This is a genomic window from Streptomyces sp. NPDC052036, assembly GCF_040680495.1.
In the GTDB taxonomy this organism is placed as follows: domain Bacteria; phylum Actinomycetota; class Actinomycetes; order Streptomycetales; family Streptomycetaceae; genus Streptomyces.
In genome coordinates, this window is sequence record NZ_JBFAWW010000025.1 from 1 (window position 1) to 23220 (window position 23220).

At 71.7% G+C, this 23220-nt stretch carries 16 protein-coding genes and 1 pseudogene; 6 read left to right on the top strand and 11 right to left on the bottom strand.

The genetic code is table 11. The features are described 5' to 3' along the window. Nucleotides 1-156 precede the first annotated feature (156 nt). Together AB0L95_RS28535 and AB0L95_RS28540 are read left to right on the top strand one after the other, a co-directional pair. Entirely contained in the window at nt 157-1023 is an 867-nt protein-coding gene (locus AB0L95_RS28535; RefSeq protein WP_365166165.1) for a hypothetical protein, read from the top strand. Nucleotides 1024-1348: 325 nt separating this feature from the next. Then, nucleotides 1349-3736 (top strand): Tex family protein, encoded by a 2388-nt coding sequence (locus AB0L95_RS28540; protein WP_365166167.1) that lies wholly within the window; start codon nt 1349-1351, stop codon nt 3734-3736. 91 nt (nt 3737-3827) lie between these two features. Here AB0L95_RS28540 and AB0L95_RS28545 read toward each other — a convergent pair whose 3' ends face one another. From AB0L95_RS28545 to AB0L95_RS28555, 3 genes and pseudogenes are all read right to left on the bottom strand, one after another. After that, nucleotides 3828-5468, bottom strand: a complete 1641-nt coding sequence (locus tag AB0L95_RS28545; protein WP_365166170.1) for an ABC-F family ATP-binding cassette domain-containing protein — start codon at nt 5466-5468, stop codon at nt 3828-3830. Nucleotides 5469-5574: 106 nt separating this feature from the next. After that, nucleotides 5575-6595: pseudogene (locus tag AB0L95_RS28550) on the bottom strand (oxidoreductase). 217 nt (nt 6596-6812) lie between these two features. Continuing rightward, nucleotides 6813-8768: a Xaa-Pro dipeptidyl-peptidase gene (locus AB0L95_RS28555; RefSeq protein WP_365166173.1), complete on the bottom strand. Its 1956-nt coding sequence runs from the start codon at nt 8766-8768 to the stop codon at nt 6813-6815. A gap of 218 nt (nt 8769-8986) precedes the next feature. On the opposite strand from AB0L95_RS28555, the gene AB0L95_RS28560 reads away from it, so the two are divergent. After that, nucleotides 8987-10480: a M1 family metallopeptidase gene (locus AB0L95_RS28560; protein ID WP_365166175.1), complete on the top strand. Its 1494-nt coding sequence runs from the start codon at nt 8987-8989 to the stop codon at nt 10478-10480. 222 nt (nt 10481-10702) lie between these two features. On the opposite strand, the gene AB0L95_RS28565 is transcribed toward AB0L95_RS28560, so the two are convergent. After that, nucleotides 10703-12169 (bottom strand): amino acid permease, encoded by a 1467-nt coding sequence (locus tag AB0L95_RS28565; protein WP_365166178.1) that lies wholly within the window; start codon nt 12167-12169, stop codon nt 10703-10705. A 252-nt stretch (nt 12170-12421) separates the two neighbouring features. On the opposite strand from AB0L95_RS28565, the gene AB0L95_RS28570 reads away from it, so the two are divergent. Then, nucleotides 12422-13177, top strand: a complete 756-nt coding sequence (locus tag AB0L95_RS28570) for a MerR family transcriptional regulator (RefSeq protein WP_365166181.1) — start codon at nt 12422-12424, stop codon at nt 13175-13177. A 53-nt stretch (nt 13178-13230) separates the two neighbouring features. On the opposite strand, the gene AB0L95_RS28575 is transcribed toward AB0L95_RS28570, so the two are convergent. From AB0L95_RS28575 to AB0L95_RS28585, 3 genes are all read right to left on the bottom strand, one after another. Then, nucleotides 13231-15411, bottom strand: a complete 2181-nt coding sequence (locus AB0L95_RS28575; RefSeq protein WP_365166183.1) for a 3-hydroxyacyl-CoA dehydrogenase NAD-binding domain-containing protein — start codon at nt 15409-15411, stop codon at nt 13231-13233. 41 nt (nt 15412-15452) lie between these two features. Then, nucleotides 15453-16667 carry an acetyl-CoA C-acetyltransferase gene (locus AB0L95_RS28580; RefSeq protein ID WP_365166186.1) on the bottom strand — a complete coding sequence of 405 codons (1215 nt, stop codon included), beginning with the start codon at nt 16665-16667 and terminating at the stop codon, nt 15453-15455. 139 nt (nt 16668-16806) lie between these two features. Then, entirely contained in the window at nt 16807-17946 is a 1140-nt protein-coding gene (locus AB0L95_RS28585) for a CaiB/BaiF CoA-transferase family protein (protein WP_365166188.1), read from the bottom strand. 256 nt (nt 17947-18202) lie between these two features. Here AB0L95_RS28585 and AB0L95_RS28590 point away from each other — a divergent pair, with 256 nt between their 5' ends. Then, nucleotides 18203-19378: a saccharopine dehydrogenase NADP-binding domain-containing protein gene (locus tag AB0L95_RS28590; protein ID WP_365166191.1), complete on the top strand. Its 1176-nt coding sequence runs from the start codon at nt 18203-18205 to the stop codon at nt 19376-19378. Nucleotides 19379-19408: 30 nt separating this feature from the next. On the opposite strand, the gene AB0L95_RS28595 is transcribed toward AB0L95_RS28590, so the two are convergent. The 3 genes from AB0L95_RS28595 to AB0L95_RS28605 all read right to left on the bottom strand — a co-directional run bounded on the left by AB0L95_RS28595 (nt 19409) and on the right by AB0L95_RS28605 (nt 21616). Beyond that, nucleotides 19409-20116, bottom strand: a complete 708-nt coding sequence (locus AB0L95_RS28595; protein ID WP_365166194.1) for an endonuclease V — start codon at nt 20114-20116, stop codon at nt 19409-19411. Nucleotides 20117-20149: 33 nt separating this feature from the next. Beyond that, nucleotides 20150-20473 (bottom strand): plasmid stabilization protein, encoded by a 324-nt coding sequence (locus tag AB0L95_RS28600; protein WP_365166197.1) that lies wholly within the window; start codon nt 20471-20473, stop codon nt 20150-20152. A gap of 63 nt (nt 20474-20536) precedes the next feature. Continuing rightward, nucleotides 20537-21616: a YCF48-related protein gene (locus AB0L95_RS28605; protein ID WP_365166345.1), complete on the bottom strand. Its 1080-nt coding sequence runs from the start codon at nt 21614-21616 to the stop codon at nt 20537-20539. Between the two features lie 268 nt (nt 21617-21884). Here AB0L95_RS28605 and AB0L95_RS28610 point away from each other — a divergent pair, with 268 nt between their 5' ends. Then, on the top strand, nt 21885-22301 hold the full coding sequence (locus AB0L95_RS28610; protein ID WP_365166200.1) for an SsgA family sporulation/cell division regulator: 417 nt from the start codon (nt 21885-21887) through the stop codon (nt 22299-22301). A 52-nt stretch (nt 22302-22353) separates the two neighbouring features. On the opposite strand, the gene AB0L95_RS28615 is transcribed toward AB0L95_RS28610, so the two are convergent. After that, nucleotides 22354-23187, bottom strand: coding sequence for an isocitrate lyase/phosphoenolpyruvate mutase family protein (locus tag AB0L95_RS28615; RefSeq protein WP_365166202.1), 834 nt, complete (start codon nt 23185-23187; stop codon nt 22354-22356). Between the last annotated feature and the right edge of the window lie 33 nt (nt 23188-23220).

A 23220-nucleotide genomic window follows, 5' to 3' on the forward strand; every position in this document is an offset into this window, starting at 1 on the left:
CCAACTTGAGCCTAGACACCTCAAGGATCACAGGAGGCGGCGTGTTTCCTGTATCGGGGCAGTTCAGGGCGCCCACACATACGGCAGGAGAGCCCCTTTTCTGCCATCGCGTCGCGCACGGTTCGCACCTACCAACCAGTCGGTAACCTACGGCGCATGACGACTCGTCTCCCGGAGCGCGCCGCACGGCGCTGCCACAACCTGATCAATCCCTTTCACTCGCTGCACTACTTCTCACCGGATCTGAAACGCGAAATGGCCGCCCTGGGCGTCGACCACCAGCGGGCCGCCTACTTCGCGGTGCGGTCCGCCGCGATGGGAGCGGTGGGCGCGGGCGTGGTGACGGCCACGTTCTACAACTTCAGCCCCGAGCTGGTGGCACGGCACGTGCCCGCCGTGTGGGAGACGGCGTCCCCGGCGGCGGTGCTGGCGGCACGCGCGCGTGCCGTCGACGCGACCGTGCGGCGGCTGCTCGGCGAGGAGGTGGCCGCCGCGAAGGAGACGGCCGAGGCGGCGGAGCTGGCGCTGCGCGCCACCGAGGCGTGCGTCCCGCACGCGCGCCCCCTGTACGCGGCGCACGCCGACCTGCCGGTGCCGCAGGAGCCGCATCTGGCGTTCTGGCACGCGGCCACGCTGCTGCGCGAACACCGGGGCGACGGCCATCTCGCGGTGCTGCTGCGCGCGGAGCTCGACCCGATGGAGGCGCTCGTGACGCACGGCGCGACGGGCAAGGGCATGTCCTCGAAGTGGGTGCTCGCCACCCGTGGCTGGAGCAGGGCGGACTGGGACGCGGCGTGCGGGCGGCTGCATGAGCGGGGACTGCTCGACGCGGACGGCGAGTTGACCGAGGCGGGCAGCGCGCTGCGCAGGGAGATCGAGGCGGAGACCGACCGCCTCGACCGGGCCCCTTACGAACACCTCGGTGCCGAGGGCGTCGCGCGCCTGACGGAGCTGGCGGGCGCCCTGATCAGCAGGGCCCGGGAGGCCGGTGCCTTCCCCGAGGGCCTGATCGGCAAGGGATGAGGCGTCCGGACCTCGCCCCGGCGGACACGCCGAGGGGCGGCCGAAGAGGGCAGTCGGGTTGCGTCCGCGTGTCGCGGTGCCGGGCCGCAGGGGGAGGGTCGTCGCCGCGGCGGTGACCGAGCCGTTCCGGGCTCTGGCCAGGCCCTTCCGCAGGGCTGCGGCCTCGGCACGGCGGAACGCACACCCGGACCGAGGGGCCCGTCCCCGGAAGCGGCGGGGCCCGGACAGCGCCCCCGGTCCGCCGGAACCCTGCCCTGACCCCTTGTTGTCGGTGCGACCTGCCACAATTGCCGCGCAACCTCAGTGAAGAAGGCGGTACGGGATCGTGACGACACCCGGAAGGTCCCTCGAAGTAGGGTCCATCGAAGGCAGGATCGCCGAGGAGCTCGGCGTACGGGAGCGGCAGGTGAAGGCCGCGGTCGAGCTGCTCGACGGCGGCTCGACAGTGCCCTTCATCGCCCGCTACCGCAAGGAAGCGACCGAGATGCTCGACGACGCGCAGCTGCGCACGATCGAGGAGCGGCTGCGCTATCTGCGGGAGCTGGAGGAGCGGCGCGCCGCGATCCTGGAGTCGGTGCGCGAGCAGGGCAAGCTCACCGAGGAGCTGGAGGCCCAGATCCGGGGCGCGGAGACCAAGGCGCGCCTGGAGGACATCTATCTGCCGTACAAGCCGAAGCGGCGCACCAAGGCGCAGATCGCCCGTGAGGCCGGTCTGGAGCCGCTGGCCGAGGGTCTGCTCGGCGACCCGTCGGTGGATCCGCTCGCGGCGGCCGCCGCCTTCGTCGACGCCGACAAGGGCGTGTCCGACGCGCAGGCCGCGCTCGACGGCGCACGGGCGATCCTCACCGAGCGGTTCTCGGAGGACGCGGATCTGATCGGCGAGCTGCGCGAGCGCATGTGGGTGCGCGGACGCCTCGCCGCCAAGGTGCGCGACGGCAAGGAGGAGGCGGGCGCCAAGTTCGCCGACTACTTCGACTTCGCCGAGCCCTTCACCGAGCTGCCCTCCCACCGCGTTCTCGCGATGCTGCGCGGCGAGAAGGAAGAGGTCCTCGACCTGGTCCTGGAGCCGGAGGAGCCGAGGGACGGTCCGTCGTCGTACGAGGGGACCGTGGCGAGCCGCTTCGGGATCGCCGACCAGGGCCGACCGGCCGACAAGTGGCTGGCGGACACGGTCCGTTGGGCCTGGCGCACCCGCCTCCTGGTTCACCTCGGGATCGATCTGCGGCTGCGGCTGCGCACGGCGGCCGAGGACGAGGCGGTGACGGTCTTCGCGGCGAACCTGCGCGACCTGCTGCTCGCCGCCCCGGCCGGTACGCGCGCGACGCTCGGCCTGGACCCCGGCTTCCGTACGGGCGTGAAGGTGGCCGTGGTGGACGCGACCGGCAAGGTCGTGGCGACGGACGTCATCTACCCGCATGTGCCGGCCAACAAGTGGGACGAGGCCATCGCCAAGCTGGCGCGCCTCGCCAAGGAGCACGCGGTCGACCTGGTGGCGATCGGCAACGGCACGGCGTCACGCGAGACGGACAAGCTGGCCGGTGAGCTGATCACCAAGCACCCGGAGCTGAAGCTCACCAAGGTGATGGTCTCCGAGGCCGGTGCCTCGGTGTACTCCGCCTCGGCGTTCGCCTCGCAGGAGCTGCCGGACATGGACGTGTCGTTGCGCGGCGCGGTCTCCATCGCCCGTCGGCTGCAGGACCCGCTCGCCGAGCTGGTGAAGATCGACCCGAAGTCGATCGGCGTCGGCCAGTATCAGCACGACCTGTCCGAAGTGAAGCTGTCGCGCTCGCTGGACGCGGTGGTCGAGGACTGTGTGAACGGCGTGGGCGTGGACGTCAACACGGCGTCGGCCCCGCTGCTCGCCCGGGTCTCCGGCATCTCCTCCGGGCTCGCCGAGAACATCGTGGCCCACCGGGACTCCAACGGCCCGTTCACCTCGCGCTCGCAGCTGAAGAACGTGGCACGGCTCGGCCCCAAGGCGTACGAGCAGTGCGCGGGCTTCCTGCGGATCCGGGGCGGTGACGACCCGCTGGACGCCTCCAGCGTGCACCCGGAGGCGTACCCGGTGGTCCGCCGCATGGTGAAGACCACGGGCCAGGAGATGGCCTCGCTGGTCGGCAACACGGCGGTGCTGCGCTCGCTGAAGGCGTCCGAGTTCGTGGACGAGACGTTCGGTCTGCCGACCGTGACCGACATCCTGAAGGAGCTGGAGAAGCCGGGGCGCGACCCGCGGCCCGCCTTCAAGACGGCCACCTTCAAGGAGGGCGTGGAGAAGATCTCCGACCTGTCCTCGGGGATGGTCCTGGAAGGCGTGGTCACGAATGTCGCCGCCTTCGGTGCCTTCGTGGACATCGGCGTCCACCAGGACGGGCTGGTGCATGTCTCCGCGATGTCCAAGACGTTCGTCAAGGACCCGCGGGACGTGGTGAAGCCGGGCGACATCGTCAAGGTGAAGGTGCTGGACGTCGACATCCCGCGCAAGCGGATCTCGCTGACCCTGCGGCTGGACGACGAGGCCGCTCCCGCGGCTGAGCAGGGCGGCGGCCGCCAGCAGCGCGGCGGGCGTCCCCCGCAGCAGCGGCAGGGCCGCCAGGGCGGCGGCTCGCGGCAGGGCGGCGGATCATCCCGCCAGGCGCCCGCGCCGGCCAACAGCGCGATGGCCGACGCACTGCGCCGCGCCGGCCTGCTCGACCCGAAGAACGGCCGCCGCTGAGCCGTCCGGGTGCTGCCCCCCGTGGTGCCACGGGGGGCAGCACCCGTTCGTCCGGGGCGCTCGGCGCCCGCGTGGTCCGCGCCGAGGGGACCTAGCGCTCCGTCACCTTGCCGTCGGCCACTTCCAGCCGGCGGGTCACCCGGACCGCATCCAGCATCCGGCGGTCGTGGGTGACCAGGAGCAGCGTGCCCTCGTAGGAGTCCAGGGCCGCTTCCAGCTGTTCGATGGCCGGCAGGTCGAGGTGGTTGGTGGGCTCGTCCAGCACCAGGAGGTTGACGCCCCGGCCCTGGAGCAGGGCGAGGGCGGCCCGGGTGCGCTCCCCCGGGGAGAGGGTCACCGCCGGGCGCAGGACGTGGTCCGCCTTCAGCCCGAACTTGGCGAGCAGGGTGCGGACCTCGGCCGGTTCCGTGTCCGGGACCGCCGCGCGGAACGCGTCCAGCAGGGCCTCCGAGCCGTGGAAGAGGGCGCGGGCCTGGTCCACCTCGCCGACCAGGACGCCGGAGCCGAGGGTCGCCCGGCCGGCGTCCAGGGGGGTACGGCCCAGCAGCGCGCCGAGCAGCGTGGACTTGCCCGCGCCGTTCGCACCCGTGACCGCCACCCGGTCCGCCCAGTCGATCTGGAGCGACACCGGCCCGAAGGTGAAGTCCCCGCGCCGCACCTCGGCGTCCCGGAGCGTCGCGACCACCGCGCCCGAACGCGGGGCCGACGCGATCTCCATGCGCAGTTCCCACTCCTTGCGGGGTTCCTCGACCGCCTCCAGGCGCTCGATCATGCGCTGGGTCTGCCGGGCCTTCGCGGCCTGCTTCTCGCTGGCCTCGCTACGGAACTTGCGGCCGATCTTGTCGTTGTCGTTGCCCGCCTTGCGGCGCGCGTTCTTCACGCCCTTGTCCATCCAGGCGCGCTGCGTCTGGGCCCGCTCCTGGAGACCCGCCTTCTTGTCGGCGTACTCCTCGTACTCCTCACGCGCGTGCCGACGGTCCCGCTCGCGTTCCTCCAGATAGGCCTGGTATCCGCCGCCGTAGAGATTGGTCTGCCCCTGCGCCAGGTCGAGTTCGAGGACCTTGGTGACCGTGCGGGTGAGGAACTCGCGGTCGTGGCTGACGACCACGGTGCCGGCCCGCAGTCCGCCGACGAAGCGCTCCAGGCGCTCCAGGCCGTCCAGGTCCAGGTCGTTCGTCGGCTCGTCGAGCAGGAACACGTCGTAGCGCGACAGCAGCAGCGAGGCGAGGCCGGCGCGAGCCGCCTGGCCGCCGGACAGGGACGTCATCGGCTGGTCCAGGCCGACGCCCAGTCCGAGGGAGTCGGCGACCTCCTCGGCGCGCTCGTCGAGGTCCGCGCCGCCGAGGCCGAGCCAGCGCTCCAGGCTCACGGCGTACGCGTCGTCGGCACCGGGCGCACCGTCGACGAGCCCCTGGGTGGCCTCGTCCATCCGTTGCTGGGCCTCGGCCACGCCCGTGCGGCGCGCCAGGAACTCCCGTACGGTCTCCCCCGGTCTGCGCTCCGGTTCCTGCGGCAGGTGACCGACGGTCGCGGTCGGCGGCGACAGGCGCAGCTCGCCCCGCTCGGGGCTGAGCAGTCCGGCGAGCAGGCGCAGCAGAGTGGATTTGCCGGCGCCGTTGGCGCCGACGAGGCCGATCACATCGCCGGGTGCGACGACGAGGTCGAGCCCGGAGAACAACGAGCGGTCGCCGTGGCCGGCGGCGAGGTCCTTGGCGACGAGGGTGGCAGTCATCAGACCGCCGATCCTAACGACCGCGCAACCGCCGGCCCAACAGGAACGGCCCCGGGGCCCGGCGAGGTCTCAGACAGGAGTCCCGGACGGAGGTCCGCCGCGCGCCTCACCGCCCCACCGCCGTGACCAGCACGCTTCCCGGCGTCCGGGCCATCACGTAGGGCGTCCCCCGGGTCGTCGCGGGATCCAGGGCGATGCGATGGCGGCCCGGGTCCAGGACGCCGTCGAAGACCTCGTGGGTGTGGACGCGGCGCAGGCGGTCCAGCCGGTACGCGGTGACCCGCACCCGGCAGGTGGAGGCGACCTCGATGTCCGCCGCACGGTCGACGACGGCCAGCCGCAGCAGCCGGCGCCGCTCCGGCGGGCTGCGGTCCAGGGCCTGCTCGACACGGGCGACGAGGAGAGGGACGACCGGGGTGAGTCCGTCGACATAGGCCACCTCGGCCCCGGCGCGCTCGAACGCGTCACGTACGGCCGCGCGCTCCCGCTCGCCGACCGCCGGGCCGAAGACGACCGCGCCGTAGGTGCGCAGTTCGTCGGCGGGTACGCCGACGGCGTCCCGCGTGATCTCCGCGCCGACGCCGATGGTGCGCAGCGCGGCGGCGAGCCGGGCCAGTACGGCGACCCGGGCGCCGATCAGCAGGACCCGGCGCCGCCCCCGGGGAGCCGCCGTCGAGCAGCGCGCCCAGGGCCCCGCGGTACTCGTCCCCGCGGAAACGGAACGGCCCTATCCCGTGGTAGCCGTTCAGCTCCAGGTCGGCCCTTTCGTCGCTCTGCCATACGAAGTCGCGCCAGACGAAGTCGTCGCCGTGCCGCTCGATGACCGCGGTGACGGCTCCGCAGGCCAGGTCCTCGCACTCGGGGCAGCCGTAGATGATGCGGCGGCCGCCCGCCAGTGGGGCGTCGGTCTCCAGCAGCAGGCCCCGCACCTGCGCGGTGAAGATCGCGGGGGGTATGTCGGAAGCGAGCGGAGAGACGGCGTCCAGGTCGGAGAGCCGGAACAGCAGCGGGCGCCCGTCGATGACGAAGTCGACGACGTCGCGGTGCGTCTGGTGGTCACCGCCCGGCAGAACGCCACCGGCGCGTATGGCCGGTGCCAGGCCGAAGGTCGCGTACTCGGCAGACATACGGTGAGTGCTCCCACACGGACGGTGATACGAGCCGTCTGTCGGCCGACTTCCGGCGAAGTCGGCCGACAGACCGCATCGACGGCATGCGCATCGCATGCGCAGCCGCCTCACCGCATGACGGACCCTCTTACCGCGAAGAGGACCGTGTTACCGCGATGCCGGCGGCCCTGCCGTCATCACGGCCGCCGTCTGCGCGGGCGGCAGGGCCGTGTCCTCATCGGCCGTCCCCCGGCACACGGCGGACGGTGTGCGGGGCACGTACCCCGCGCGCTGTGGTCGCCGAGGCCGCGGTGGCCGGGGAGCCGGCCAGGGCGTGCGCGAACGCGGCCGTTCCTCCCACGAGCGGCACATGGGCGGCCGTACGGGAGAGGTCGACGGTCAGGGTGGGAGTGCTCGACGGAGGGTCGATGAGGTCCTTGTCGGTCCCGGCGACGATCAGCGCGAGCCGGTGGCCCTTGGGGACGACATGGTCGGTCGCGGCCAGATCGAGGGTGATCGGGTAGGCCCTGCCCGGGGTGAGCGCAACGCCCTTCCGGTCCGAGGCGTAGTGGCCGAGATCGGCCCAGCCCCGGCTGAACACCGTGGCGGTGACGTCGGTCTTCGTGGCCTGGGTGACCTTGAAGCAGGCGCTGTCGCCGGCCGTGCTCGCGCCCCAGCAGGTGCGGTCGGTGAGGGTGGTGATGCCCTCGCCGGCGTCGGCGTAGTCGCGGATGGTGTCGGGGCCGAGGTCGACCAGTACGGCGGAGAGGTGGGCCGTGGAGGTGGTCGGGGTGACGGTGACGGTCACCGTGGAGGAACCGGACACCCGCAGGTCCCGCGACAGGGGCGGGGTGATGAATCCGGCCTTGCTCCCGGTGGACTCGTCGAGGTGCGCGGCCCAGTCGGTCTCGCTCAGCCCCGGGTCGTCGGTGAAGGTCTCGGTGCCCGTGCCGGTGCGCAGGCCGAGGGTGCCGACGCCGGCCTGGGTACCGCGGGCCGGGCGCAGAGTGGTCGTCGCCGTGCCCTGGGGCGGCCACACGGTGGAGGTGACCCACTGGTCGGGGTGGCGCTCGACGTCGGCCATGGGCTCACGGTCGATGCCGTTGTCGTAGCCGAGGAGTTCGTGGTCGAACCAGCGGTGCAGCGTGTCCACCCACGAGGCGCGCCGGTAGTCGAAGGGGTCGACATGGCCGGTCTGCGAGAGCCAGATCTTGCGGTGCACGCCGTTCTTCACGAGGGCGTTCCACCACTGGCCGAAGTGCTTGGTGCGGACGTTGAGGTCCTGCATGCCCTGGACGAGGAAGACGCTGGCGCGGACCTTGCTCGCGTCCTTCACATAGTCACGCTCGGTCCACAGCGGCGTCCAGTCGCCCGTGCGCGGCGCGCCGTCGACGAGCTTGCGCTGCACGGCGGCGCACTTGGCGCGGGCGTCGGGGCTGTCGACGTAGTCGGAGAGCCAGTCGGGGCCCGAGTCGTACAGGGGTGCGCCCTTGGCGAAGTAGTAGTCGTACCAGGAGGAGATGGCGCTGATCGGCACGATGGTCTTCAGGTTCTTGACGCCGGTGGCGGCGACGCCGTTGGCGATCGTGCCGTCCCAGCTCTTGCCGATCATGCCGGTACGTCCATTGGTCCAGCCGGCCTTGGCGCGTACGCCCCCGGTGCGGGTGGTGTAGCCCTTGGCCCGGCCGTTCAGCCAGTCGATCACGGCCTTGGCCGACTGGATGTCGGAGCGTCCGCCGACGTCCACACATCCGTCGGAGCGATTCGTTCCGGCCAGGTCGACGCCGACGACGGCATAGCCGCGGGGAACGAAGTAGTTGTCGTAGAAAAGCGGCATTTGGACCACGTTGCCGCTCGCGTCGTAGGTTTTCAGCTGGTTCTCGTTGCCCCGCCCGCAGCAGGAGTAGTACGGGCTGGCATCCATGATCACGGGTATCCGGCGGCCCTGCGCGGCGGGTTCGCGCGGGCGCACGATGTCGACGGCGACCCGGTCGCTCTTCCCGTCGCCGTCGCCGTCGAGGCCGGTGTCCACCCAGACGGATTCGCGGATGGCGTTCTCGTAGGAGTAGACGGGCCGGCTCTCCCGTGGCGCGCCGTGCGCGGCCACCGGGGTGAGAAAGGCGGCCAGCAGGGCGGCGACGGCCGCTGTCGCGAGCGGTCTCCAGATCGTGAAGCGCATGCGTTTTGGCATGCGCGGGACGGTACAGCCGTCAACTCCCGTACAGAAGAGGGCAACTGACGACAGTACGGGGCACCCGGAACGGGATGGCCGGGAAAGTGCGGTGGGTCGGCGTCGCTCATGACGGCCGGATGGCGATCGTGTGACGGGAGGTGCCATGGACACGCTCGGGCGCACAGGGACTGAATAGGCTCCGAACAGATCTCGTGCCCCTACGACTTGGAGCTCTCGTGCACCGCAGACTCATCGCATCGGGCGCACTCGCGGCGGCCTCCCTGTTGCTGGCGATCCCGGCATCGGCGGCCGGCTTCCAGCCCGGCGCTCCGGGGATCGGCGACCCCTACTACCCGTACTACGGCAACGGCGGATACGACGTCTCCCACTACGACCTGCGGCTGAAGTACCAGCCGCAGTCGGACGAACTGGAGGGCACGGCGACGATCCTCGCGCGGACGACGCAGGACCTGTCCCGGTTCGACCTGGACTTTCTGCTCGACGTCAGCGAGGTGCGGGTGAACGGCGCGAAGGCGGCGTTCACCACCTCCGGCCAGCACGAGCTGGTGATCACCCCGGCCACCCCGCTGCCGAAGGGCACGCCCGTCACCGTCGTGGTGCGCTACAGCGGAGTGCCGTCCTCGAAGAGCGCGTACGGCTTCACCACCTGGCACCGCACCCCGGACGGCGCGGTGGCGGCGGACGAGCCCGAGTCGGCGTGGTGGTGGTTCCCGAGCAACGACCACCCGCTCGACAAGGCGACGTACGACGTGTCGGTGGCCGTGCCGGACGGCACCCAGGCGATCTCCAACGGCACGCTGCAGTCGACGAGTTCGAAGCTCGGCTGGACCCGCTACACCTGGCGGTCCGCCAAGCCGCAGGCGACCTATCTGACCACGCTCGCGATCGGGAAGTTCGACATCACCACCGGGACGACGTCGGCCGGGGTCCCGGTGATCAACGCGTACAGCAAGGACCTTGGCGACAACGACGGGGCGGCGCGGGCGAGCGTGGAGCGGACCGGGGAGCTCGTCGACTGGCTGACCGGCTACCTCGGGCCGTACCCGTTCGACTCCGTCGGCGGATACGTGCCGAACACCACCACGGGGTACGCGCTGGAGACGCAGACCCGGGTCTACTACAGCCCCAAGCAGTTCGCGAGCGGTTCGAACACGTCGGTCGTCGTGCACGAGCTGGCGCACCAGTGGTACGGCGACGACGTGTCACTGAAGGGCTGGAAGGACATCTGGATCAACGAGGGCTTCGCGCGGTACGCCCAGTGGCTGTGGTCGGAGCACGAGGGCGAGGGCACGGCACAGGAGCTGGCGGACTACGTGTACGCCTCGCACCCGGCCGACGACACGTTCTGGACGGTCAAGCCCGGTGACCCGGGCCCCGACAACCAGTTCGACACGGCGGTCTACGACCGGGGGGCGCTCGCCGTCCAGGCGCTGCGCAACGCGGTCGGGGACGACGCGTTCTTCGCCATCCTGAAGGGCTGGCCGAAGGAGCACGCGTACGGCAACGCGTCGGTCGCCGACTTCCAGGCCTACGCGGAGAAGGTGTCCGGCAAGCCGCTGGCCGCGCTCTTCGACACCTGGCTGTTCCAGCCGTCCAAGCCGGCCGCGAGCGCGGCACGCGCCGTGGCGCTCACCCGGGCGGCCAGCGCTCCCGTCCGGCCCAGGTCGTGGAAGCAGATCGAGGCGACGAACGACGTCCACTCGGGCTGACCAGGCGGCGTTCCGCCGAAGTCGGGGCCGGACCGCCCACGGTCCGGCCCACCCGGACCGCCCCCCGGCTCCACGCCACCCGGCGAAGCCGAACCCCGGGCTGCGACGGGGCGCCGTCAGCCGTCGTGGTCATGGGACGGCACGGTGGCTTCACCCCGGACATATGTGATCTCCGACATGACGCCACCGTATGGGCCCCCACTGACAGTGGGGGGTGTGCCGCTACTTCGTCAGGTCCGTCAGTTCCTGGTCCGCGGTCGTCTCGATCCTGCGGCGCAGCGCGAACCAGCCGCCGACGAGCAGCGCTGCCACCACCGGGATGAGGAGCAGCGTCTTGCGGCCGACCTCGGGGTCGTTCCACATCAGGCCGAGCACGACCACCAGGAAGACCACGGTGACGATCTCCGTCACGGGGCTGCCGGGCAGCTGGAAGGACGGCCGGGTGACCAGCCCCGCCTTGGCACGGCGGACGAAGATCAGGTGGCAGATCATGATGATGACCCAGGTGCTGATGATGCCGAGGGACGCCACGTTCAGCACGATCTCGAACGCCTGGCTCGGCATGAGGTAGTTCAGGCCGACGCCGAGCACACAGACCGCGCAGGTCAGCAGGATGCCGCCGTACGGGACCTGGCTGCGGTTCATCCGTGCCGTGAACTTGGGCGCGGAACCCGCCATGGCCATCGAGCGCAGGATGCGGCCGGTGGAGTAGAGGCCGGAGTTCAGCGAGGACATCGCGGCGGTCAGCACGACGAGGTTCATCACGTCGCCGGCGCCCTGGACACCGATCTTCGACAGCACGGTGACGAAGGGGCTCTCGTCCCCGGAGTACACGGAACCCGGCAGCAGCAGCGCGAGCAGGACCACCGAGCCGACGTAGAAGAGACCCACACGCCACATGATCGAGTTCACCGCGCGCGGGACGACCTTCTCCGGCTCGGCGGTCTCGCCCGCGGCGACTCCGACCAGTTCGAGCGCCGCGTAGGCGAAGATCACGCCCTGCATCACGAGGACGACGGGCATGAGGCCGTGCGGGAAGACGCCGCCGTGGTCGCTGATCACGCTCAGGCCCGGCGTCTGGCCGCCGACCTTGTGCTGCGTGGCCAGCAGGAAGATACCGACGAACATGAAGCTCACCAGCGTGGCGACCTTGATGATCGCGAACCAGAACTCCATCTCGCCGAAGATCTTCACCGAGATCAGGTTCACGGCCAGGACGACCGCGAGGGCGATCAGGGCGAGCACCCACTGCGGGATCGAGGTGAAGAAGCTCCAGTAGTGGGTGTACAGCGCGATCGCGGTGATGTCGGCGATACCGGTCGTCGACCAGTTGAGGAAGTACATCCAGCCGGCGACATAGGCGCCCTTCTCACCGAGGAACTCGCGCGCGTACGACACGAAGGACCCCGAGGACGGCCGGTACAGCACCAGCTCACCGAGGGCGCGGACGACGAAGAAGGCGAAGACACCGCAGACCAGGTAGGCCACCGCGAGGGCGGGTCCCGCGTTGTGCAGCCGGCCACCGGCGCCCAGGAAGAGACCAGTGCCGATCGCTCCGCCGATCGCGATCATGTTGACGTGGCGGGCCTTGAGGTCCTTGCTGTAGCCGGCATCGCCCGCGTCCGCGGGCGTCCGCGCCGCATCCTGGTGGGATGCAACCGCGGCCGTGTTCACGGCGTCCTTGCTCAAGTGGATCTACTCTCTGGTGCGCCCACGCGGGGATGATGCGCGGGTGTCCGGATGGGGCTCGGCCCGGGGAACCGCTGGCGCGGTACAGACCAAGGCGCCACTTTCCCTCGTAGATCACCCTGTATGCGATGGCGCACGTCACATAGCGGCACTTCTCACATGATCGCCACATTCCCGTTGCCTGTTCGCCACAAGGCTGTGCTGGGTCCGCTCCGGTGTCACAGTGGTGGTGGGACAGCGATACTGCTGCACATGACGACCGAGACCGAGGAGCCGACGCTCACCGTCGACGAGCTGGCAGCGCGCGCGGGCGTCACGGTCCGCACCGTCCGCTTCTACAGCGCGAAGGGTCTGCTTCCGCCGCCCGTGATCGGCCCCCGGAGGGTGGGCCGCTACGGGCAGGCGCACCTGGCGCGGCTCGCTCTCATCGAGGAGCTGCAGCGCCGGGGCATGACGCTGGCCGCGATCGAGCGCCATCTGCGGCAGCTGCCGGCGGACGTGAGCGCGCGAGACCTCGCCATCCATCGCGCGGTCGTGGCGTCCTGGGCGCCGGACACCGTCGAGACGATGACACGTGAGGAGCTTCAGCGGCGGGCGGGGCGACCGCTCGGCGAGGAGGACCTGGAGCGGCTGGCGGCGATGAGCGTGGCCGTGCCGTACGAAGACGGAGGCGCAGGCGCAGGCGCAGGCGCAGACGGAGACGGCGACGCGTACCGCGTGGATCCGGGGCTGCTGCGGCTCGGCGTCGAGCTGCTCGATGTGCCCCTCGGTCTGGACACGGTCCTCGCCGCCCGGGGTGTGCTGATCGAGCACTCGCGGGCGGCGGCGCGCGAGCTGTCGCGGCTGTTGCGTGAGGCGGTCGCCGAGCGCGACTCCACGGAGGTGAAGTCGCTCTCGGCCCATATGCAGCCGCTGGTGGTGCAGGCCCTGCTCACCACGTTCCAGCGGTCCCTGAGGGAGGAGCTGCGCGAGTGGCTCACGGACGGGGAGCCGGCGCGGGAGTCCTGAACGGCGGGGTGGGGGCCCGGTGCGGGAACCGGGCCCCCGAGGTCACCGCGGGCTCAGCGCGCGTCGGTGAACCGCTCGCCCTTCTCCGCCTTCTCCACCAGCAGCGTGGGCGGCGTGAACCGCTCGCCGTACCGCTCGGCGAGCTCCCGGGCGCGCGCCACGAACCCGGGCAGGCCGCCCTCGTAGCCGTTGATGTACTGAAGGACACCGCCCGTCCAGCCGGGGAAGCCGATCCCGAAGATCGAGCCGATGTTGGCGTCGGCGACGGAGGTCAGTACGCCCTCCTCCAGGAGCCGGACCGTGTCCAGCGCCTCGGAGAACAGCATGCGCTCCTGCATGTCCTCGAACGGGATCGAGTAGCCCGGCTTGGTGAAGTGCTCCCGCAGGCCCGGCCACAGCAGGCCGCGCTTGCCGTCCTCGCCGTACTCGTAGAAGCCGGCGCCGCCGCTGCGCCCGGGGCGCCCGAACTCGTCGACCATACGGTCGATGACGGCCTCGGCCGGGTGCGGGGTCCAGGTGCCGCCCGCCTCCTCGACGGCCCGCTTCGACTCGTTCCGGATCTTGCGCGGCAGGGTGAGCGTCAGCTCGTCCATCAGGGACAGCACCTTGGCCGGGTAGCCCGCCTGCGCGGCGGCCTGCTCGACGGAGGCGGGCTCGATGCCCTCGCCGACCATCGCGACGCCTTCGTTGATGAAGTGGCCGATGACCCGGGAGGTGAAGAAACCGCGCGAGTCGTTGACGACGATCGGCGTCTTGTTGATCTGCCGGACCAGGTCGAAGGCGCGCGCCAGCGCCTCGTCACCGGTCCGCTCGCCCTTGATGATCTCGACGAGCGGCATCTTGTCGACGGGGGAGAAGAAGTGCAGGCCGATGAAGTCGGACTGCCGCTGCACGCCCTCGGCGAGTGCGGTGATCGGCAGGGTGGAGGTGTTGGAGCACAGCAGCGCGTCGGGCTCGACGACGTTCTCGATCTCCTGGAACACCTTGTGCTTGAGCGCCGTGTCCTCGAACACGGCCTCGATGACGGCGTCACAGCCCGCGAGGTCGGCGGCCTCGGCGGAGGGCGTGATGCGCGCGAGCAGGGCGTCCGCCTTCTCCTGCGTCGTACGTCCCTTGGCGACCGCCTTGGCGCAGAGCTTCTCGGAGTAGGCCTTGCCCTTGGCGGCCGCTTCCGGGGAGACGTCCTTGAGGACGACCTCGATGCCCGCGCGGGCGCACGAGTAGGCGATGCCCGCGCCCATCATCCCGGCGCCGAGGACGGCCACCTTGCGGACCTGGCGGGGCTCGATCCCCTTCGGGCGGTTGGCGCCGGAGTTGACGGCCTGGAGGTCGAAGAAGAACGCCTGGATCATGTTCTTCGCGGTCTGCCCGGTGACCAGCTCGGTGAAGTAGCGTGCCTCGATCGTCAGGGCGGTCTCGAAGTCGACCTGGGAGCCCTCGACGGCCGCCGCGAGGATGTTGCGCGGCGCCGGGTAGGGGGCGCCGTTCAGCTGCTTGCGCAGACTGGCCGGGAAGGCGGGCAGGTTCGCGGCGAACTTCGGGTTGGACGGCGTACCGCCCGGGATCTTGTAGCCCGGCCTGTCCCAGGGCTGCTGCGACTCGGGGTGGGCGTCGATGAAGGCGCGGGCCTTGTCCAGCATCTCCTCGGGGGTGGCGGCCACCTCGTGGACGAGACCGTTCTCCAGGGCGCGCCGGGGCGCGTACTGGGTGCCCTGGAGCAGCACCCTGAGCAGCGCGTCGGCGATGCCCATCAGGCGTACGGTGCGCGTGACGCCGCCGCCCGCCGGCAGCAGACCGAGGGTGACCTCCGGCAGGCCGATCTTGGAGCCGGGGGCGTCGAGGGCGATGCGGTGGTGCGAGGCAAGCGCGATCTCGTAGCCGCCGCCGAGGGCCGCGCCGTTGATGGCGGCGACGACCGGCTTGCCGAGGGTCTCGATGCGGCGCAGCGAGTGCTTGATCGCCACACCGGTCTCGAACGCCTGCTGGGCGTCCTCGGGGCCGGCCTTCATCATGTCCTTGAGGTCACCGCCGGCGAAGAAGGTCTTCTTCGCGGAGGTGTAGATGATGCCGCGGATGGAGTCCTTCTCGGCCTCGGCGCGCTCCGCGACCGCCGCGATCGACTCTTTGAACGCCTGGTTCATGGTGTTCGCGGACTGGTTGGGGTCGTCGAGGACGAGGGTGACGACGCCGGTGGCGTCCTGCTCCCAGCGGATGGTGGTGGGCTCAATGCTCATCAGGGGTGCTCCGTAAGATCCGTTCGATCCGTTGGGGAAGGTCAGACGCGTTCGACGATGGTGGCGATGCCCATGCCGCCGCCCACGCACAGCGTGGCCAGGCCGTACCGCTTGTCCTGTCGCTCCAGCTCGTCCACCAGCGTGCCGAGGATCATGGCGCCCGTCGCGCCGAGCGGGTGTCCCAGGGCGATGGCGCCGCCGTTGACGTTGATCTTGTCCAGGGGCAGGCCCATGTCCTTCGCGAAGCGCAGCACGACCGCGGCGAACGCCTCGTTGATCTCGACCAGGTCGATGTCGTCGATCGTCAGCCCGGCCTTGGCGAGCGCCTTGCGGGTGGCGGGCGCGGGGCCGGTCAGCATGATCGTCGGCTCGGAGCCGCAGACCGCCGCCGAGACGATCCGGGCCCGGGGCCGCAGTCCGTACCGCTCGCCGACCTCCTTCGAGCCGATGGCGACGAGGGCCGCGCCGTCCACGATGCCGGAGGAGTTGCCCGCGTGGTGGACATGGTCGATCTGCTCGACCCAGTGGTACTTCTGCAGCGCCACCGCGTCGAAGCCGCCCAGTTCGCCGATGTCCGCGAACGACGGCTTGAGCTTCGCGAGCGAGTCGGCCGTGGTGCCGGGCCGCATGTGCTCGTCGTGGTCGAGGACGACGAGGCCGCTGCGGTCCGTCACGGGGACCACGGACTTCTCGAACCGGGCGTCCTTCCAGGCGGCCGCGGCCCGCTCCTGGGACAGTGCGGCGTACTCGTCGACGTCCCGCCGGGAGAAGCCCTCGATGGTGGCGATGAGGTCGGCGCTGATGCCCTGCGGCACGAAGTTGGCGGCCAGGTTGGTCATAGGGTCGGCGAACCAGGCGCCGCCGTCCGAGGCCATCGGCACCCGCGACATCGACTCGACGCCGCCCGCGAGCACCAGGTCCTCCCAGCCCGAGCGGACCTTCGCGGCGGCCAGGTTGACGGCCTCGAGACCGGACGCACAGAAGCGGTTCTCCTGGACGCCGGCCACCGTCTCGGGCAGGCCCGCGGCGATCGCGGCGATACGGGCGATGTCGGAGCCCTGGTCGCCGACCGGGCTGACGACGCCGAGCACGACGTCGTCGATCGCGGCAGGGTCGAGGTCCGGGAAACGCCGCCGGATCTCGTGGATCAGTCCCACCACCAGGTCGATGGGCTTGGTGCCGTGCAAGGCGCCGTTCGCCTTGCCGCGTCCGCGCGGGGTGCGGATCGCGTCGTACACATACGCTTCGGTGCTCACTGGTAAGCCTTTCGGGAGGGTCGGCCGAGCGTGGGACGACCGGAGATGCTCTTCATGATCCCGGCGGTCCCGGCGTGAATGGTCGGGATACGGCCGTCGGTGCGGGCTCCGGCGGCACGGGGGACGCGGTGTTCCATCATCATCCGTCGGCCTCCCCCAGGAGTCGGGGTACGTCCCAGTCGCGCGCGACGTCCTCGGTGTCGGCGCCGGGCCGTGCCGGTCCGCTGCGCACCGCCGTCCGGGTGACCGAGAAGCGGGGTGCCGGTGCCGGCTGGGTGATGCCGTCGACGTCGGTGAAGGTGCCGCGGGCGGCGAGATGGGGGTGGGCCGGGGCCTCACGGAGGGAGAGGACGGGCGCCACGCACGCGTCGGAGCCCTCGAAGAGGGCGGTCCACTCCTCACGGGTGCGCGTCTTGAAACGGGCGGCGACGGCCTCGCGCAGCTCGCCCCAGCGGGCCACGTCCTTGCGGGCCGGTGCCTGGCCGCCGAGGCCCAGCAGATCCACGAACTCCTCGTAGAACTGCGGCTCCAGGGCGCCCACCGCCATGTACTGTCCGTCGGCCGTCTCGTAGGTGCCGTAGAAGGGGCAGCCGCCGTCGAGGAGGTTGACGCCGCGGCGGTCCTGCCAGCCGCCGGCCGCGAGCATGCCGTGGATCATCGAGGCCAGATGCGCGGCGCCGTCGACGATCGCGGCGTCCACGACCTGTCCGGTGCCCGTCGCACGGGCGTGGTGGAGGGCGGCGAGGACGCCGACGACCAGATAGAGCGAGCCGCCCGCATAGTCGCCGACGAGGTTGGCGGGGACGGCGGGCGGCGCGTCCGCGGCGCCGATCAGGCCGAGTGTGCCGGTGACCGCGATGTAGGCGATGTCGTGACCGGCGCGCGGGGCCAGCGGGCCCTCCTGGCCCCAGCCGGTCATCCGGCCGTAGACGAGGCTCGGGTTGCGGGCGTGGCAGGCCTCGGGGCCGATGCCCAGGCGCTCGGCCACACCGGGGCGGTAGCCCTCGATGAGGACGTCGGCGCGTTCGACCAGGTCGAGGACGTGCGCGAGGCCCTGCTCCGACTTCAGGTCGACGATCACCGAGCGCTTGCCGCGGTTGGTGAGGTCGAAGTCGGGGTCGATAGCGAGGCCCGGGCCGCTCGGCCGCTCGACCCGCACGACGTCCGCGCCGAGGTCGGCGAGGAGCATGGCAGCGAACGGGCCGGGCCCGATGCCCGCCAGTTCGACGACACGCACGCCGGTCAGGGGCCCCTGCCCCGGCGACTCTGCCTCTGCCATCAGGCCCCCAGCTTCGTGACATCACCGATGTGACACCACTGATGTTAAGAACGTGTTCCAGTCCGGGCAAGAGCTGAGCGAGCAAAGCGAGCAAGCGCTTAGTCACATTAGCCCACAGAAACACCCGGTCAGCACACCGGCCGACACTCGGATGGACGAATCACCTGGTCGTGGGCCTCGCGCCGACCTCGTCGCTCGATGACCCGCCTCTCACGCTAGCCTCAGCCACCGACAACGGCACGGGCGGAGAGGTGTCATGGGCAGGCTGAAGACGGAGCGCGCGTACGACGTCGTGCTGTTCGGCGCCACGGGATTCGTGGGCGCGCTCACCGCGCGGTACCTCGCCGCGCACGCCCCTGAAGGGCTGCGCTGGGCCCTGGCGGGCCGCAGCACCGAGAAGCTGGAGCGACTGCGGGAGCAGCTGACCGGGCCCGCCGAGCCCGGTGTGCTGCGGGCCGACGTCGCGGACCCTCGGTCGCTGCGGGAACTCGCCCGCTCCGCGCGCGTACTCGCCACCACTGTCGGGCCCTATCTGGAGTACGGCGAGGAACTGGTGGCGGCCTGCGCCGACGCGGGCACCGACTATCTGGACCTCAGCGGCGAGGCCGAGTTCGTCGACCTCATGTATGTACGACACGACGCACGCGCGCGGGAGACGGGGGCACGCCTCGTGCACGCGTGCGGGTTCGACTCCGTTCCGCACGACCTGGGGGCGTACTTCACCGTCCAGCAGCTCCCCGAGGGGGTGCCGCTGAGGGTCGACGGATTCGTCCGCGCGGAGGCGATGTTCTCGGGTGGCACGTTCGCCTCCGCGCTCGGCCAGATGGCGCGCGGGCCGCACATGCTGGCCGCGGCCCGGGACCGCGGACGGCACGAGCCGCGCCTGCTGGGACGGCGGGCCCAGGCTCCCCTCGGCGCACCGCGATTCGCGAAGGAGGTCGGCGCCTGGGCGCTGCCGCTGCCCACCATCGACGCCCAAGTGGTACGCCGCTCGGCCCGGGTGCTGGAGCGCTACGGTCCGGACTTCCGCTACCGGCACTACGCGGCCGTCGAGACCCTGCCCTACGCGCTGGGTGGGGTCATGGCCGCGGGCGCGCTGTTCACGGCCGCACAGCTGCCGCCCGCCCGGCGGTGGCTGTCGGACCGGCTCAGGCCCGGGGACGGGCCGGATCCCGAGAAGCGGGCCGCGAGCTGGTTCACGGTGCGGTTCGTGGGCGAGGGCGGCGGGCGGCGCGTGTTCACGGAGGTCGCGGGCGGGGACCCGGGCTACGACGAGACGGCCAAGATGTTCGCGGAGTCGGCCCTGTCCCTCGCGCTCGACGAGCTGCCGGACACCTCCGGCCAGGTGACGACCGCGGAGGCCCTGGGCAACGCCCTCATCGGGCGCCTCCGTGCGGCGGGCATCACCTTCCGGGTGGCGGCCCGCCGGTAGCGCCGCGGCGTCGGGGTCCCGGTGGCGCGCTCAGCTAGACGCGCCCGCCCGGCCCACCGTCTCCTTCAGAGCGCGACGGCAGAGGGCGTCCGCGCGCCGGGTGGACTCGGGCAGCCGGTACTTCGGTGCGAGCGCGAGGGTGTGGGCGCAGGCGCGGTCGAGGCCGACGCGGTGTCCGACCGAGACGAACACCGGTTTGACGCCCGCCTGGGTGCGCACGGCCCGGCCGACCTCGTCCGCGCCGGCGCGCAGGGGGCTGGCGCTGCCGCGCGGCCGGTCCGGCTCCTCGTAGGTGAAGGTGAAGGGGTTCTTGGCCACGCCGATCGTGGGCAGCCCGGTGAGGACGCCGAGGTGGCTCGCCAGCCCGAAGCGGCGTGGGTGGGCGAGGCCGTAGCCGTCGCACACCACCAGCCCGGGGTCCCGGTCGAGGGCGTCCAGGGCGGCCAGCACCGTGGGCACCTCGCGGAAGGCGAGCAGACCGGGCACATAGGGGAAGGAGACCTCGCCGACGGCGGTGGCCTCGGCGAGCACGTCGAGCGTGGCCGCGTCCAGCACGACGGCCGCCGCCGCGACCACCCCGCGCTCGTCGTCGTAGGCCACATCGACCCCGGTCACCCGGCCGGTTCCGGGCGGCGGCCCCGGCTCGTCGAGGACCACCCGGCCGCGCAACTCGTCCTGTGCGGCCCGGGCTTCTTCTTCGCTCGCGGGCCAGCCCGCGGGGATGCGTACGATCGTCATGGTGTGTCGAGCGTACGGCCCCGCGGCCCGGTGTCACTTGCCCAGCGCACGCTTCAGTTCGCTCTTGTTCATGTCCGAACGGCCTCGGATGTTGCGCTGCTTGGCCTCCTCGTAGAGCTGGTCGTAGGTCGGCCCCTGGGAGCCGTGGCCCGAGCGCTGTCCGCCGCGCCTGCCGGACGACATGTCCTGGGTCGACGTGCGGCTCGCGGTCTTGGACTCGCCGGAGCGGGCGCGTTCCTTGTTCACGGTGCGGGCCGCGATCTCCTCGGCGCGCTGCCGGCTCTCCCCCCGGTCGAGCGCGCTCTCCTTGATGTGCTCGTACTGACGTTCCCGCTTGGGGCTGGAGCCACGTGGCATGACCGGTCACTTCCTCTCGGTGCGGATGCGGGCCGAGTACCCCTATTCGACCGGGATCACCGTTCAGGGCTCCAGCCGGGCGGCCCGCCCCTTCTCGCCGGAGGCCCAGCAGCCCCGGTCGGGTGCGCAGTTCACGGTGTCGTACGACCCCGTGTCGATGGTTTTCCAGGTGCGGCCGGCGTCCGTGGTGAGGTCGGTGCCGGTCGGGCCGACGGCAAGTGCGGTCGTGCGGCTGTGCGGGAGCCAGGTGACACCGGAGCGGTAGGCCGGCGGGGGCTGTGCGGCGGGCGTCCAGGTGCGACCGCCGTCCCGGCTCATCGCGGCGGACCGCGGTGACGGCTGGTCGGCGCGGTAGTCGCCGCCGACCGCCAGGCCGTGCGTGCGGTCGCGGAAGGCGAGCGCGAAGACACCGCGTGCCGGATCGCCCGCGGGAATCGATGTGTCCGCGGCCGTCCAGGTCACACCGCGGTCCGCGGAGTGGAGCACGCGCGCGTGCGCACCGCCGCCGGTGGCGAGCCACACATCGTGCGACCCCGAGGTGACCAGACACTGGCCGCCGGCCGCGAAGCCGGCCTCGCCGTCCTGGGCGGCGGGCATCCCAGCACTGGGCAGAGCCGTCCAGGAGCGGCCGCCGTCGCTGGTGGACAGGAGACGGAACTTCCCGTCGACCGGGTCGCTCACGGCGAGGCCGTGGCGCCGGTCGAAGAAGGCGAGGCAGTCGTAGAAGGCCCTGGCGTCGGTGTTGCGGAACGTCTCGGTCCAGGTCCGTCCGCCGTCGTCGGTGCGCAGCAGCCGGGAGGCCTCGCCCTCGCCGATGGCCAGCACCACCGCGTGCCGGGCGTCGAACGCCTCGACGTCACGGAACTCCAGATCCGCGCCGCCCGGCGGGGAGACGTTCCGCCAGTGCGCGCCCCCGTCCGTGGTGCGCAGCACGGTGCCTTTGGATCCGGCCAGCCAGGCGGTGTCGCGGCTGACCGCCGACAGCCCGCGGAAGCGGGCGTCGGTACCGGTGTCCTTGAGCTGCCAGTGCGGCACCGGCCGCCCTGTCTCGTGCGCCTGAGCGGGCGTCGCCGCCAGTGCGGCGAGCACCACCGCACACACTCCCGCGGCCACCGTCCGGCCCGTACGTCCCCTGCTCCCCATGGCTGTCATGGCGCGCGAAGTTAGCCCACCGGCCCGGTGCCGTCCAGATGGCCTCGCCCGGGAACCGCGCGGTCGTGCCCGATGTCCTCTCCGGTGTACCGGAAACCGCGGGACCGAGAACGATCAGTAACCCCCGCCTCAGGAGCATGGTCTCGGTGACAGAGGTCACTCGCAATTCATGTGCACGGATCGGCCGATTCCATCGTCTCTTCAGATGCTCAGGCCGCATCCGCCCCAGTCCGTCCAGCCGTCACAAGGGAGCAAGGCGTTGTCCACCCTCATCGAGCAGCCCGTGGAGGCCCGTCTCGTCGCCGCCGCGCCGCGGATGCCGAGCATCCCGGCCATGCTCCACTACGACCGGCGAGACCCGTTCGCCGTGCGTATGACCTTCCCGGCCCCCGCCACCCTCGAAGGCGTCGAGGTCTGCTGGACGTTTTCCCGCGAGCTGCTCGCGGCGGGCCTGGAGGGCGCCGAGGGACACGGCGACGTCCGGGTTCGGCCCTACGGCTACGACCGCACCGTCCTTGAGTTCCACGCCCCGGAAGGCACGGCCGTGGTGCATGTGCACTCCGAGGAGATCCGGCGCTTTCTGCAGCGAAGCACGGAGCTGGTGCCGACCGGTCTGGAGCACCTGCAGGTGGACCTGGACCACGACCTGGCGGAGCTGATGCGGGACGCGTGCTGAACGCGCCCCGCGGCGAAACAGGTCGTAGGACGCCGCGTGCCGAGGGCGACGGTCAACGGCCCGCGTCCGGCAGCCTGTTCAGCTCTCCGTAGGAGAGTCCGCCGGCCAGCGCCCCGTAGGTTCCCGTGCCCAGCAGCTCCCGCGCGGCACGGTGGACGAGACCATGGGCGGCCTGTGCGACGCCCGACCCGGCACTGACCCGGGCGACCCCGAGGGCGGCGAGTTCGGGGACCGTCGGCGCGCCGGGCCCGATCAGCACGTTCAGCGGCCCCTCGATGCCCTCGGCGAGCGCCTGCACGGTCACCGGGTCGGCGACCCCGGGCACGAAGACGCCGTCCGCCCCCGCGGCGAGGAAGGCCGCGGCCCGCTCCAGGGTCTCCCCCAGTCCGCCCGCGCCCCTCAGATACGTGTCCACGCGCGCGTTGACGAACAGCGGCACCCCTGCGGCGTCGGCGGCCGCGCGCGCCGCGGCGATGCGCGCCGCCTGTTCCGCGACCGGGCGCAGCAGGGCGGCTCCGGCGTACACACCGTCCTCGATGTTCACGCCGACAGCACCCGCCGCGAGCACCGCCACGACGGTGTCAGCGACGCCCTCCGCGTCGGCCGCGTAACCGGTCTCGATGTCCGCGCTCACGGGTACGGTCACCGCGCCCGCGATGCGCGCCAGGGCCCGGAGGGCGTCGTCGCGGGTCAGCCGGTCCCCGTCGGCGGTGCCCAGGTCCCAGGCGATCCCGGCGCTGGTGGTGGCGACGGCTGCCGCGCCCGCCCGCGCGACGAGCCGTGCGCTGACGGTGTCCCAGGCGTTCGGCAGCACCAGGGGCCGGCCGGGGGTGTGCAGGGCGTGGAAGGAGAGGGCCTGCTCTCGCAGGAAAGTGGCGTCGGTCATGGACCGAGCCAACCAGCCTGCGGGGGCCGTCGC